The sequence below is a fragment of the Kitasatospora sp. NPDC028961 genome (assembly GCF_055564815.1).
Genome location: NZ_JBVHVO010000003.1, coordinates 560560 through 573089, shown reverse-complemented (window position 1 = coordinate 573089; position 12530 = coordinate 560560). Strand labels below are relative to the sequence as shown.

The window sequence follows — 12530 nt, the reverse complement described above, 5'->3', positions numbered from 1 at the left end:
CCCACAAAAAACCCCCACAACGGGAAAGGGCGTGGAAACAAAGAAGTCCGAAACCACGGGGGGGGGTCGGAAGGAAGGTGGGTGTTTGGTTCGGGGGTGGCCCCCCCCCCCCCCCGGACCGGGACGGCCCGGTTTGCCCCCGAGGGGGCCGGTCCGTATTCTTGACCCTCGGCGTGTCTACGCCGTCGCTCCCGAACACATCACCTTCCGGGCCCCTCGTCAGAGGAGTCGGGGAGAGGCCCCTGTGTCCGTACCCAGGTGGCTGGCATCTGGAGCTCCGACCGAGTTAGGAAAGTGGGTACCGCATGTACGCGATCGTTCGCGCAGGCGGCCGCCAGCACAAGGTCGCCGTCGGCGACGTGCTGGAGATCGACCGTATCGAGGCCAAGCCGGGTGACTCGGTGGAGCTCTCCACCATCCTGGTCGTCGATGGTGAAGCTGTCACCTCCGACCCGTGGGTGCTGGCCGGCGTGAAGGCTCACGCCGAGGTGGTCGACCAGACCAAGGGCGACAAGATCGTCATCCTGCGCTACAAGAACAAGACCGGTTACCGTCGCCGCCAGGGTCACCGCCAGCAGCACACTGCTGTGCGGATCACGAGCATCGACTCCGTCAGCAAGTAAGGGGATAGCGAGATGGCACACAAGAAGGGCGCAAGCTCTACCCGGAACGGCCGTGACTCGAACGCCCAGCGCCTCGGCGTGAAGCGCTTCGGCGGCCAGGTCGTCTCCGCCGGCGAGATCATCGTCCGCCAGCGTGGCACCCACTTCCACCCGGGCGCCAACGTCGGCCGTGGTGGCGACGACACCCTGTTCGCGCTGTCCGCCGGTGCGGTGCAGTTCGGCACCCGTCGCGGCCGCAAGGTCGTCAACATCGTGGCCGTCGAGGCCTGAGTCCGACAAGACTCACAATGAAGGGTGGGCCGGAATGATCCGGTCCACCCTTCATGCTTGAGAAGCAGGCAACACTTTCTTCGCACTGGAGGCACAACCATGACCACCTTCGTGGACCGCGTCGAGCTGTACGTCGCCGCGGGTAACGGGGGCCACGGCTGCGCCTCCGTTCACCGGGAGAAGTTCAAGCCGCTGGGAGGCCCCGACGGCGGCAACGGCGGTCAGGGCGGCAGCGTCATCCTCACCGTGGACGCGCAGATCACCACCCTGCTGGAGTACCACCACTCGCCCAAGCGCAAGGCGACCAACGGCAAGCCCGGCGCGGGCGGCAACCGGACCGGCGCCGAGGGTCACGACCTCGTCCTGCCGGTGCCGGACGGCACCGTCGTGATGGACCGGCAGGGCAACGTCCTCGCCGACCTGGTCGGCCACGGCACCAGCTTCGTCGTCGCCGCCGGCGGCCGGGGCGGCCTGGGCAACGCGGCGCTGGCCTCGTCCCGCCGCAAGGCGCCCGGCTTCGCGCTGCTCGGCGAGCCGGGTGAGGCCCGTGACATCGTCATGGAGCTCAAGTCCGTCGCCGACGTGGCCCTGGTGGGCTACCCGAGCGCCGGCAAGTCCTCGCTGATCTCGGTGATCTCCGCCGCCAAGCCGAAGATCGCGGACTACCCGTTCACCACCCTGGTCCCCAACCTCGGCGTGGTGACCGCCGGCGACTTCGTCTACACCGTCGCCGACGTCCCCGGCCTGATCCCGGGCGCCAGCCAGGGCCGCGGCCTCGGCCTGGAGTTCCTGCGGCACGTCGAGCGCTGCTCGGCGCTGGTCCACGTGCTGGACTGCGCGACCCTGGAGCCCGGCCGCGACCCGCTGACCGACCTGGAGACCATCGAGGCCGAGCTGGCGCAGTACGGCGGCCTGGAGGACCGGCCGCGACTGGTCGCGCTCAACAAGGTCGACGTCCCGGACGGCCAGGACATCGCCGACCTCACCCGGGCCTCGCTGGAGGAGCGCGGCTACCGCGTGTTCGAGGTGTCCGCCGCCTCCCGCAAGGGCCTGCGCGAGCTGAACTTCGCGATGGCGCAGATCGTCGCCGAGGCCCGCGCCGCCAAGCCGCTGGAGGAGTCCACCCGGATCGTGCTGCGGCCCACCGCCGTGGACGACGCGGGCTTCACCATCACCGAGGAGGACGGCGCCTTCCGCATCCGCGGTGTCAAGCCGGAGCGCTGGGTCCGCCAGACGGACTTCTCCAACGACGAGGCCGTCGGCTACCTCGCCGACCGGCTGGCCCGCCTCGGCGTGGAGGACAAGCTCTGGAAGGTCGGCGCCCACGAGGGCGACACCGTCATCATCGGCGCGGAGGACAACGCGGTCGTCTTCGACTGGGAGCCGACCATGGCCGCCGGCGCCGAGATGCTCGGCCGCCGCGGTGAGGACCACCGCCTGGAGAGCCCGCGTCCGGCGGTCGACCGCCGCCGCGACAAGCTGAAGAACCGGGACGCGGCCGAGTCCGAGTTCCTCGCCTTCGAGGCGCTCTCCAGTGGCCGCCAGGCCGCCGTCGAGGGCGACGACGACGAGGAGTAGGACCGGCCGGTCCGACCCGTGCAGTGCCGCGGCCCCGCCTCCCTCCCGGAGGCGGGGCCGCGGTGCGTCGGGGCGTTGATGAAACGTCACTTCGCTTGGCGGGAGCCGGACTCGGCGGGACCGCCCGCGGCCCGGGTGGCGGGACGGGCCCGCCGGGCGGGTGCGGTCCGCCCGGCGTCCCGCGACCGGTCCGGGCCGGCCGGTGGCCGGGGAGGGGCGCGGTCCAGCCGGTGAAATGCCCTGCGGACGGGCTGCGCCGATCGCGTAGATTGCGGGGGTGACGGCCGGGCCCGGGCCCGCCGTACCCGCACCACACCGGAAGGGCGTACAGCGAGATGAGCGAGGACTCACTGCGGCAGGAGGTCCTGACCGCACGACGGATCGTCGTCAAGGTCGGTTCCTCCTCCCTCACCACGGCGGCCGGCGGCCTGGACGCCGACCGGGTCGACGCCCTGGTGGACGCGCTCGCCAAGGTCCGCAGCGGCCCGGACGCCCCCGAGGTGGTCCTGGTCTCCTCCGGTGCCATCGCGGCCGGCCTGGCCCCGCTGGGCCTGGACCGCCGACCCAAGGACCTCGCCCGCCAGCAGGCCGCCGCGAGCGTCGGCCAGGGCCTGCTGGTCGCCCGCTACACCGCCTCCTTCGCCCGGTACGGCATCCGGGTCGGCCAGGTGCTGCTGACCGCCGAGGACGCCAGCCGGCGCGCCCACTACCGCAACGCCTACCGGACGCTGGACCAGTTGCTGGCGATGGGCGCGATGCCGATCGTCAACGAGAACGACACCGTCGCCACCGCCGAAATCAAGTTCGGTGACAACGACCGGCTGGCCGCGCTGGTCGCCCACCTGGTCCGGGCCGACCTGCTGGTGCTGCTCTCCGACGTGGACGGGCTCTACGACGGCGACCCGAGCCGCCCCGGCACCAGCCGGATCGCCCAGGTGGCCGGGCCGCACGACCTGGACGGCGTCTCGATCGGCAGCGCGGGCAAGGCCGGGGTCGGTACCGGCGGCATGGTCACCAAGGTGGAGGCGGCCCGGATCGCCACCGGCGCGGGCATCCCCGTGGTGCTCACCGCCGCCAGCCGGGCCGCCGACGCGCTGGCCGGCCGGCCCACCGGCACGCTCTTCCTGCGCACCGGCAGCCGCTCCTCCGACCGGCTGCTCTGGCTGGCGCACGCGAGCAGCCCGCGCGGCGCCCTCCACCTGGACGAGGGGGCCGTCGCGGCGGTCGTCTCGGGGGGAGCCTCGCTGCTGCCCGCCGGGGTCACCAAGGTCGACGGGGAGTTCGCCGCGGGTGATCCGGTGGACCTTCTTGGCGAAAACGGCCACATCGTGGCGCGCGGACTGGTCAACTTTGATGCGAGGGAGTTGCCCCGGCTGCTCGGCCGGTCCACCCGAGACCTGGCCCAGGAGTTCGGTGCCGCGTACGAGCGCGAGGTCGTCCACCGCGACGACCTGGTCGTCCTGCGGGGCTGACCGGTCCGCGGGAGCGGCGGCGGTGCGGGCCTTGCCGCGGGCGAGGGGGCGCAGCCGTACGCGCCGGACCGGGGCCGGCGGGTACGACGACACGAGATCGCCGAACAGGAGGCCGCCGGTGGAACGCAGGCGCGAGGCAGCGCTGACCGGAGGAACGGCGGGCCGGCGGCTGACCAGCATCGACGGCGGGCGCGGGGCCGACACCCCGGCCGGGCCGGCCGGTCCGCCGCCGCAGGAGCCCGGCGCGCTACGCGGGGTCCGGCCGGACCGCCGGGACGAGGGGGAGCCGCCCACGGTGCCCGAACAGGCCCGGCTCTGGCACGTGGTGCTGAGCGTGGCGGGGCAGACCACCCCGCTGTCCGCGTTGCGGGCGGGGCTGGAGCGGCTGGCGCACGACCACTCGTTCTTCCTGACCGCCCGCTACGCGGCCGACCACGCGGAGATCCGCTACTGGGAGCAGGCCCGGGACCTGCACGACGCGGCGGCGATCGCGCTGCGGCTCTGGGGCGAGCACAAGGTGACCGCGAACCTGCCGCCGTGGGAGATCGTCGGGCTGGAGGTGGTCGACCGGGCGACGTACCACAAGCGCGTCGCCGAGGGCTTCGGCGGCCCGCCGCCCCATCCGGGCGGGGTGCACCCGTACTGACGCACGCGCCGTGCCCGGGGCACGGCACGTGCGGGCCGTGCTGGGCGCCCATGTCTCACCGGGCGAAATGCCCGGTGGGCGGGGGCGGCGCACTCGCTACCCTTGGCGCATGACCAGCGACCTCGCCACCGCCGACAGCCCCGTCCTCGCCGTAGCGCGCCGAGCCCGGGAGGCCGCCGCCGTGCTCGCCCCGCTCCCGCGCCGGGCGAAGGACGCCGCGCTGTCGGCGATCGCGGACGCCCTGGTGGCCCGGAGCGCCGAGATCACCGCCGCCAACGCCGAGGACGTCGCCCGGGCCCGTGAGGCGGGTACCGCCGAGTCGGTGATCGACCGCCTGACCCTCACCGACGAGCGGATCGCCGCGATCGCCTCGGACGTCCGCGACGTGGCCGGCCTGCCCGACCCGGTCGGCGAGGTGGTGCGCGGCTACACCCTGCCCAACGGCCTGGACGTGCGGCAGGTCCGCGTCCCGCTCGGCGTGGTCGGCATCATCTACGAGGCCCGTCCGAACGTCACCGTGGACGCCGCCGCGCTCTGCCTGAAGTCCGGCAACGCGGTACTGCTGCGCGGTTCGGCCTCGGCCTACCGCTCCAACACCGCGCTGATCGCGGTGCTGCGTGACGCCGTCGTCTCGGCGGGCCTGCCCGCCGACGTGATCCAGCTCGTCCCGGGCGAGAGCCGGGACTCCGTCCAGGAGCTGATGCGCGCCCGGGGCCTGGTGGACGTGCTGATCCCGCGCGGCGGGGCCTCGCTGATCCGCACCGTGGTCGAGGGCTCGACCGTGCCGGTGATCGAGACGGGGACGGGCAACTGCCACGTCTACGTGGACGCCGAGACGGACCTGGCGATGGCCGTCGGCATCCTGCTGAACTCGAAGGCGCAGCGGGTCAGCGTCTGCAACTCGGCCGAGACCCTGCTCGTCCACCAGGACGTCGCGGGGGCCTTCCTGCCGCTCGCGCTGGCGGCCCTGGCCCAGGCCGGGGTGACGGTGCACGGCGACGACGCGGTCCTCAAGGCCGCCGAGGGCTCGGCGGCGACCGTGCTGCCGGCCACCGAGGCGGACTGGGAGACCGAGTACCTCTCCTACGACCTGGCGGCGGCCGTGGTGCCCTCGCTGGAGGCCGCCGTCGCGCACATCCGCCGCTGGTCCTCCGGCCACACCGAGGCGATCGTGACCACCTCGCAGGCCGCGGCCCGCCGTTTCACCCAGTTGGTCGACGCGACGACGGTGGCCGTCAACGCCTCGACGCGGTTCACCGACGGCGGTGAGTTCGGCTTCGGCGCCGAGATCGGCATCTCGACCCAGAAGCTGCACGCCCGCGGCCCGATGGGCCTGCCGGAGCTGACCAGCACCAAGTACATCGTCACTGGTGACGGGCATGTCCGGGGCGAGGCGACGCAGACCGTGGGCGGGGCGGCCGACGCCGGCTGAGCCGGCCGGGAGCCCCCGGCGGGCGGTCCGCGTCACACGGGTGACGGACCAAGTGCGAGGAGCCACAGACAAAACGCCCGACCGGTAATACGCTGAATCCGTGGCTGACGATGTGGGGGGCTTGCCGTACCCCGACGGCGCCGACCACGGTGGTGCGGACGACGAGTTCGCCACCGTGGTCTTCGATGAGGCCTTCGTCCGGTCCGCCGCCGTGCACGAGCCGACAGCCAAGGAGCGGCAGCTCGCCGCCGCCGAGGCCCGGTTCGAGCCGGACGCGGTGGTACCGGGCTGGGGCTATGACGTTCCCGTGGGGGACGGGGTGCCGCTGGAGCTGCGCCCCTACCCGAGCGGACTGGACGACGACCGCCTCTACCCCGATCCGTGGTCGGGCCCCGGCCGGGTGGTCGGGCGCCGGGCCGGGCGCTGGGGGCGGGACAGTGTCTACGACCCGGTCCGGTCGCGGCGCGGGCGCTATGTCGCCCAGCAGCGCTGGCACCGGCCGGTGGCCTGGGTGCTCGCCGTGATCATGGGCGTGAGCCTGGTCGCGGTGGCGGTCGCGGCGGTCTACCAGGGTGTGGGCGGCTCCGGTGGCGGTACGCCCCGGCGGCCCGACTCGGGGAGCAGCAGCGCGGGTGTCGATCCGGCGCCCACGCCGGCCGAACCGTCGCTCGTGGTCACCGCGCCGGCGGGCTGAGGCACTGGTTCGCGGACGCTGCGCCGGAGTGCGCCGGAGTGCGTTCGCGCGCCGGGCCTCCGGTCACCGAGCGCTCCCGGGAATCTGGGTGAACACCCTCGTGGCGGGGCGCGGATGCGGCTTACCCTGGTGTCATGGGTGACCCGCGAGAGCCTCCGGAGGGTGCGCCCGACGGTGGTTCCGGAAGCGATGACGAGTACCGGTCCGTCGTCTTCGACGAATCCTTCGTCCGTGCTGCCCGGATCCAGGAGCTCTCCGCCCGGGAGCGGCTGGCGAGCTCGTTCGGCCGGGCCACCCGCCCGCGGGTGCGGCTCGGTCCGCTGGGCACCGTGCCGCGGCAGGCGCTCGCGCTGCTGCTGTTGATCCTGCTGGCCTTCGCGGCCGCCGTGTACTTCGGCATCAGTACGCCGAACCGGCAGACCTCCCGCCCCGAGGGCAGCCAACTGACCGTCAGCCTGGTGGCGTTGAGCCCGGCGTCGGCCGTGCGGCCGGTCGCCGACCCGGCCGCCCCGTTCGCCGCGCTGCCGCCCGGTTACGGGGACGGTGCCATCGGTCTGGGGACGCCCGCCGGGGCGGCCACCGCGCACTTCAGCAAGATCGAGGTCACCAAGGCGCTCGACACCGTCCAGCGCTATCTGGTGGCGTCCTCGCTGGCGCCGACGGCCCTGATCCAGGGGTCGACCGCCGATGTGCGGGCCTTCGTGACGCCCGGCGAGCAGGCCCAGTTCGACGCCAGCGCGGCGCACCCCGTCGACGACCGCCACCACGCGCTGACCGGGTGGGTGGTCCGGTTCGACCCGGCGCAGGTCGCGCTGGCCGCCGACAGCGTGAAGGTGGCCGGAGCGATGCGGATCGACGAGGCGGACAGCACCACCCTGCAGATCACCACCGACCACACCTTCGTCTACGCGCTCAAGCCCGCCGGGGCCCCGAGCGGCGCACCGGTGACGCTGGAGACCGTCCGGCGGCAGCTGACCTTCCAGTTCGACCGGATCGACCTGGCCTCCGCCCAGCTGCGGCTGGTGGACTCGGTGCTCCAGGCCGGGCCGGCGCCGTGCGCCGGTTCGCTGGCCGGGTACGTCCGGCCGCTGCTGGTGGGGGCGGACGGCGCCGTGACCGGTGCGCAGCCGACGGAAGGTGCGCAGCCGACGGAAGGTGCGCAGCCGCCGGAGGGCGTGCAGCCGATCGATCCGGGCAACCACGCCCGTCCGGCCTGGCAGGTCTGCGGGGTCCTGGCGGGCAGCTGACGTCCGGCGGCGGGCCCCGTCACGGCCGGCCGCTCGGGCACACCGGGGCCGCCGCCGGGGCAACAGCGGGGCCGGGGCCGGGGACGCCGACGGCCCCCGGCGGGAAGCCGGGAGCCGTCGGGAGCCGTCGCGGGATCAGTCCTCGTCGCGCGGCGTCGAGGAGCCGTTGGCGCGGGTGGCGCCGGTGAAGGTGTCGCGGAGCTTGCCGCCGACGGTGGCGGCGCCGCCGGCGACGTCGCGGATCAGGCCCATCAGCGGGTCCTTGCTCTCCTTCACCGAGGTCGTGTAGTGGTCGGCCGCGGCCTTCCACTGCTCGCCGACCGAGGTGTCGCCGTCGTCGGAGCGGCGCGGGTAGGCACCGGCCAGGATCGAGCGGTACTCCTCGCTCTCCGCCCACTTCTTCAGCTTGGCGACCCGCACCACCGCGAACGGGTGGCTCTGCGGCAGCACCTGCAGCAGCTTGAGCACGCCGTCGCGCAGGTCCCCGGCCTTGTCGTACTCCTCGGCCTGCTCCAGGAAGGCGTCGACGTTCATCTCGGCCAGGTTGTGGCCGCCGGCCAGCTTCATCAGGGCCCGCATGGACGCCTGGAGGTCCTGTCCGGCGAGCAGGCCGGCCCGGTCGCTGGAGAGCTCGGCCTTGCGGAACCACTCCTTGAGGGCCGTCACGATCGCCATGATCGCGAGGTTGCCGAGCGGCACCCAGGCGATCCGGGCGGCGATGTTGGTGAGGATCAGCAGCATCGTCCGGTAGACCGCGTGACCCGACATCGCGTGGCCGACCTCGTGGCCGATGACGGAGCGCAGCTCCTCCTCGTCCAGGAGCTCGACCAGGCCGCTGGTCACCACGATGATCGGGGTGTCGATGCCGATGCAGTAGGCGTTGACCGTCGGGTCCTGGGAGACGTAGAGGTCCGGGACCTTCTCCAGGTCCAGCACGTACGCGGCGTCGCGCACCATCCCGTGCAGCTCGGGGAACTGCCGCTCGGACGTCTTCACCGCGGTGGCCAGGAACATCAGCCGGATCGAGCGCTCGGAGACCAGCCCGGCGAGCTTCTTCAGGATGTCGTCGAAGCCGGTCAGCTTGCGCAGCGCGACGAGCGCGGAGCGGTCCGCCGGGTGCTCCCAGGCGCGGGTGGAGATCTCCGGGAAGCGCTGGCGGCGCCGGCTCGGGGTCTTCGAGGTCGTATCGGTCATGGTGTGAGTACCCTCCTGGTCGACGGCGGCCCCGGCAGCTGGCCGGCCCCCGCTGGTCTTCGCCTGCAACGACTGTCTGTGCAACGTCCGTGGTTGCGTACTCGTCCCCGGGCTCACCCTACGCGGCGCGAACGGCGCCGCAGGGGGCGGTGGCCGTCGCGGGTGTGAGGCCGGTTTACCCTGAATGCCCTGGAGAGCCGAGACCAGACCTGGCCGCGGTACCGAGCAGTCCGAGGAGCCCGCAGATGTCCACCTCCGCCCTTGTCAGCCTGGCCGGCCCGATCTCCACGGAGAACGGCCCGGGGCTCTTCCTGCGGATCATCGTGGTGGCCTCCTTCGTCGGCGTCGGCCTGCTGGCGTGGGTCCTGCTGCGGGCCGGCCGCAACAACTGAGCACCCTCCCGCCGGGCCCCGCCGGGCGCCCGGCTCACGCCGGTTCAGACGCGGTGGGCCGCCGAGCGGTTGCCGTGTCGGCACCCGTACGATGACAGGTGGGCCCTCACCGGCCCGCACACCCCTGGTCCGTCATCCGAGCCGAGAAGGTCCGCCGACCATGAGCACTGCCGCCGCACTCCCCGTCCTGAACCTGCTCGCCTCCGAGGGCGAGGGGGGCAGTCACGACAGCCTCAACCCGTACCTGACGGGTGGCGCCGCGCTGTTCATCCTGCTGCTGCTGCTCTACGTCACCACGCGCTTCAACCGGGACCGCTGAGCGGGGCACCGAGCCCCCGCCGGGGCGGCCCGGGGAGCGTCCGGCGGGAGCGCCGGCCGCTCCCTCACGCGTCCTCCCGGCGGCCGCCACCCGGTCGTTCCCGCCCCGTCACGGGCGTCGCGTAAGGTGTGGCGCCATGGGAGAGCAGGCCGGGAATCCCGGCGGACCGGAACCGGTGAAGAAGCGGCTCGGGGTGATGGGCGGCACCTTCGACCCGATCCACCACGGGCACCTGGTCGCCGCCAGCGAGGTGGCGAGCGCGTTCCACCTCGATGAGGTGATCTTCGTGCCGACCGGACAGCCGTGGCAGAAGACCGACCGCCTGGTGACGCCGGCCGAGGACCGCTACCTGATGACGGTCATCGCCACGGCGGAGAACCCGCAGTTCTCGGTCAGCCGGATCGACATCGACCGCGAGGGCCCGACCTACACCGTCGACACCCTGCGCGACCTGCGCGCGCTCCACCCGGACGCCGACCTCTTCTTCATCACCGGCGCCGACGCGCTCGCGCAGATCCTCTCCTGGCGGGACTCCGAGGAGCTCTTCTCGCTCGCCCACTTCATCGGCTGCACCCGGCCGGGGCACACTCTGTCGGACGCCGGACTTCCGGTGGGCGGGGTCTCCCTGGTGGAGGTCCCGGCGCTGGCCATCTCCTCCACGGACTGCCGCAACCGGGTCGCCAAGGGCGAACCGGTCTGGTACCTCGTCCCGGACGGCGTGGTCCGCTACATCGACAAGCGGGCGCTCTACGCGCCGCACCGGACCTGATCCCCGGAGGGGCCGACGGATGACCGATCGCAGGGGACAGCAGGACGACTGGTCCACCGGGCAGTACCAGCAGCAGTACCCGCCCCAGCAACAGGGCGGCTACGAGCAGCAGTACGACCAGTACGGGCAGCCGGTCCCGCCGGCGCAGCCCTACGGGCAGGACCAGTACACCGCCTACCAGGGGCAGGGCCAGGACCAGTACCAGCAGGCGTACCAGCCGTACGAGCAGCAGCAGCCGCAGCCGGGCGGCGGGTACGACCAGCAGCAGTACGACCAGTACGACCCGTACGGGCAGCCGCAGCAGGGCGGCGGCCAGGCGTACCAGCAGCCCGGGGTCTACCAGGAGCAGTACCAGCAGGGATACCAGCCGTACGAGCAGCAGCAGCCGCCGCAGCAGGGTGGCGGGTACGACCAGCAGGGCGGCTACGAGCAGCAGTACGCGACCGCGCCGCAGCCGGTCGTCACCGAGCGGGTGACCGAGCAGGCCGCCCCGGCGCCGCCGCGACCCCGGACGCCCCGGCCGGCCCCCGCCGAGGCGGCGCCGGCCCGGCCCGCGGCGCCGTCCGAGCAGGTCGGCGGAAGCCGCGCGGCCAAGGCCGCCGGCGGCGCCGGCAAGACGCCCACGGGCGACTACCCCACCGGTGAGTTCACCTTCGTCGACGAGGAGGCGGAGGAGACCGAGGACGTCATCGACTGGCTGAAGTTCGCCGAGTCGCGCAGCGAGGTGCGCGCCGAGCGCCGCCGCAAGCTCCGCAACCGGCTGGTCGGCATCGGCGTGGTGCTGGCCCTCGCCGCGGCCGGCACCGGCGGCTACCTCTGGTTCACCGGCGACAAGCAGAGCGCGGCGACCGCCGCGGGCCCTCGCCAGGTCAACGTGGTCCACCTGCGGGACCTCCAGGGCAAGGTCTCCAGCGCGCTGCTGGTCAACGACGCCTCGGGGCACAAGGGCACCGTGCTGCTGCTCCCGGACACGCTGCGCCTGCCCGGCCCGGGCGACCCGCCGGTCACCACGGTCGGCCAGGCGATGGACAGCGTCGGTCCGTCCGCCACCCGGGACGCCCTGGCCACCGTGCTGGGCGCCCCGGTGGCCGGCACCTGGCGGCTCGACACGCCGTACCTGGAACTGCTGGTCGCCCAGCTCGGCGGGGTCCGGGTGGACACCAACGCCGAGACCCACGAGGGCGGCAAGCCGGACGGCAAGCTGCTCGCCGCCGCGGGCAAGAACACCCTGCTGAGCGGGAAGGCCGCGGTCGCCTACGCCACCCTGCAGGGGGCCGGCGAGGGCCGCGACGCCCAACTGGCCCGGTTCGGGCAGGTGATGGACGCGGTGGTGCGGACCATGCCGACCGAGTTCAAGGACGCCAAGGACGACGTGCACCGGATGAACGCGGTGCTCGACCCGTCGCTGCCCGAGGACGCCCTGGCCGGCGTGCTGGTCCAGCTCGCCCAGCAGGCGAAGGACGGCCACCTCGGGACCACGGTGCTGACCGTGAAGCCGGACGGCTCGCTGGACGAGGCCGCCGCCGGCCAGCAGGTCAAGGACGTGCTGGGCGGCACGGTGAAGTCCGCCACCTCGGCCGACACCCCGGCCCGGGTCTCGATCCAGGACGCCACCGGCAACGACCAGGCGGCCGCCGCCGCGCAGATCCAGGTGGTGAACGCGGGCCTCACCTTCATCCCCGGCGGGACGAAGACCGCGGCGCAGGCCGCCAGTGAGATCCGCTACACCGACGACGCCCGGCAGGCCGCGGCGAAGTCCCTGGCGCTGAGCCTCAACCTGCCGGAGACGGCGGCGAAGAAGGTCACCGACGCGCAGAACGCCGACCTGGTGGTCGTCCTCGGCAAGGACTACCAGCCGCCGAAGACCCCGTAGGGCGGCGGCGGCCCGGCGTCC

Annotated in this window: 13 protein-coding genes; 12 read left to right on the top strand and 1 reads right to left on the bottom strand. The window is 73.4% G+C overall.

The genetic code is table 11. From position 1 onward, the window contains the following. Window positions 1-305: 305 nt before the first annotated feature. From rplU to ACZ4UX_RS09995, 8 genes are all read left to right on the top strand, one after another. Window positions 306-623, top strand: coding sequence for a 50S ribosomal protein L21 (gene rplU, locus ACZ4UX_RS10030; protein WP_030397424.1), 318 nt, complete (start codon window positions 306-308; stop codon window positions 621-623). A gap of 12 nt (window positions 624-635) precedes the next feature. After that, window positions 636-893, top strand: a complete 258-nt coding sequence (rpmA, locus tag ACZ4UX_RS10025) for a 50S ribosomal protein L27 (protein WP_329487622.1) — start codon at window positions 636-638, stop codon at window positions 891-893. A 99-nt stretch (window positions 894-992) separates the two neighbouring features. Beyond that, window positions 993-2471, top strand: a complete 1479-nt coding sequence (gene obgE, locus ACZ4UX_RS10020) for a GTPase ObgE (RefSeq protein WP_359808020.1) — start codon at window positions 993-995, stop codon at window positions 2469-2471. A 335-nt stretch (window positions 2472-2806) separates the two neighbouring features. Continuing rightward, entirely contained in the window at window positions 2807-3943 is a 1137-nt protein-coding gene (proB, locus tag ACZ4UX_RS10015) for a glutamate 5-kinase (RefSeq protein WP_329487620.1), read from the top strand. Window positions 3944-4061: 118 nt separating this feature from the next. Then, on the top strand, window positions 4062-4589 hold the full coding sequence (locus ACZ4UX_RS10010) for a hypothetical protein (protein WP_329487619.1): 528 nt from the start codon (window positions 4062-4064) through the stop codon (window positions 4587-4589). A gap of 109 nt (window positions 4590-4698) precedes the next feature. Further along, window positions 4699-6021, top strand: a complete 1323-nt coding sequence (locus tag ACZ4UX_RS10005; RefSeq protein ID WP_465706254.1) for a glutamate-5-semialdehyde dehydrogenase — start codon at window positions 4699-4701, stop codon at window positions 6019-6021. A 100-nt stretch (window positions 6022-6121) separates the two neighbouring features. Next, window positions 6122-6715, top strand: a complete 594-nt coding sequence (locus ACZ4UX_RS10000) for an SCO2584 family spore wall biosynthesis protein (RefSeq protein ID WP_329487617.1) — start codon at window positions 6122-6124, stop codon at window positions 6713-6715. A gap of 134 nt (window positions 6716-6849) precedes the next feature. Then, window positions 6850-7962, top strand: a complete 1113-nt coding sequence (locus ACZ4UX_RS09995; protein ID WP_465706253.1) for an SCO2583 family membrane protein — start codon at window positions 6850-6852, stop codon at window positions 7960-7962. Window positions 7963-8097: 135 nt separating this feature from the next. On the opposite strand, the gene ACZ4UX_RS09990 is transcribed toward ACZ4UX_RS09995, so the two are convergent. Then, the gene (locus ACZ4UX_RS09990) at window positions 8098-9156 is read right to left on the bottom strand and encodes a M48 family metallopeptidase (RefSeq protein ID WP_329487615.1); all 1059 of its coding nucleotides are present in this window, start codon (window positions 9154-9156) and stop codon (window positions 8098-8100) included. 245 nt (window positions 9157-9401) lie between these two features. Here ACZ4UX_RS09990 and ACZ4UX_RS09985 point away from each other — a divergent pair, with 245 nt between their 5' ends. The 4 genes from ACZ4UX_RS09985 to ACZ4UX_RS09970 all read left to right on the top strand — a co-directional run bounded on the left by ACZ4UX_RS09985 (window position 9402) and on the right by ACZ4UX_RS09970 (window position 12509). Further along, entirely contained in the window at window positions 9402-9548 is a 147-nt protein-coding gene (locus ACZ4UX_RS09985) for a hypothetical protein (protein ID WP_329487614.1), read from the top strand. A 160-nt stretch (window positions 9549-9708) separates the two neighbouring features. Then, window positions 9709-9867, top strand: coding sequence for a hypothetical protein (locus tag ACZ4UX_RS09980; RefSeq protein ID WP_465706252.1), 159 nt, complete (start codon window positions 9709-9711; stop codon window positions 9865-9867). A gap of 136 nt (window positions 9868-10003) precedes the next feature. Next, complete coding sequence (gene nadD, locus ACZ4UX_RS09975; protein WP_329487612.1) at window positions 10004-10636, top strand: nicotinate-nucleotide adenylyltransferase; 633 nt, start codon at window positions 10004-10006, stop codon at window positions 10634-10636. 19 nt (window positions 10637-10655) lie between these two features. Further along, a complete protein-coding gene (locus ACZ4UX_RS09970; RefSeq protein ID WP_465706251.1) occupies window positions 10656-12509 on the top strand; it encodes an LCP family protein in 1854 nt (617 codons plus the stop codon). Window positions 12510-12530 lie beyond the last annotated feature (21 nt).

What these genes read in the sequence shown, in the direction of transcription:
- ACZ4UX_RS09995 (WP_465706253.1), top strand. Translation starts at nt 6,850, where the DNA reads ATGGGTGACCCGCGAGAGCCTCCGGAGGGTGCGCCCGACGGTGGTTCC.
- proB (WP_329487620.1), top strand. Translation starts at nt 2,807, where the DNA reads ATGAGCGAGGACTCACTGCGGCAGGAGGTCCTGACCGCACGACGGATC.
- rpmA (WP_329487622.1), top strand. Translation starts at nt 636, where the DNA reads ATGGCACACAAGAAGGGCGCAAGCTCTACCCGGAACGGCCGTGACTCG.
- ACZ4UX_RS09990 (WP_329487615.1), bottom strand. Translation starts at nt 9,156, where the DNA reads ATGACCGATACGACCTCGAAGACCCCGAGCCGGCGCCGCCAGCGCTTC.
- ACZ4UX_RS10005 (WP_465706254.1), top strand. Translation starts at nt 4,699, where the DNA reads ATGACCAGCGACCTCGCCACCGCCGACAGCCCCGTCCTCGCCGTAGCG.
- obgE (WP_359808020.1), top strand. Translation starts at nt 993, where the DNA reads ATGACCACCTTCGTGGACCGCGTCGAGCTGTACGTCGCCGCGGGTAAC.
- ACZ4UX_RS09970 (WP_465706251.1), top strand. Translation starts at nt 10,656, where the DNA reads ATGACCGATCGCAGGGGACAGCAGGACGACTGGTCCACCGGGCAGTAC.
- ACZ4UX_RS09985 (WP_329487614.1), top strand. Translation starts at nt 9,402, where the DNA reads ATGTCCACCTCCGCCCTTGTCAGCCTGGCCGGCCCGATCTCCACGGAG.
- nadD (WP_329487612.1), top strand. Translation starts at nt 10,004, where the DNA reads ATGGGAGAGCAGGCCGGGAATCCCGGCGGACCGGAACCGGTGAAGAAG.
- rplU (WP_030397424.1), top strand. Translation starts at nt 306, where the DNA reads ATGTACGCGATCGTTCGCGCAGGCGGCCGCCAGCACAAGGTCGCCGTC.
- ACZ4UX_RS09980 (WP_465706252.1), top strand. Translation starts at nt 9,709, where the DNA reads ATGAGCACTGCCGCCGCACTCCCCGTCCTGAACCTGCTCGCCTCCGAG.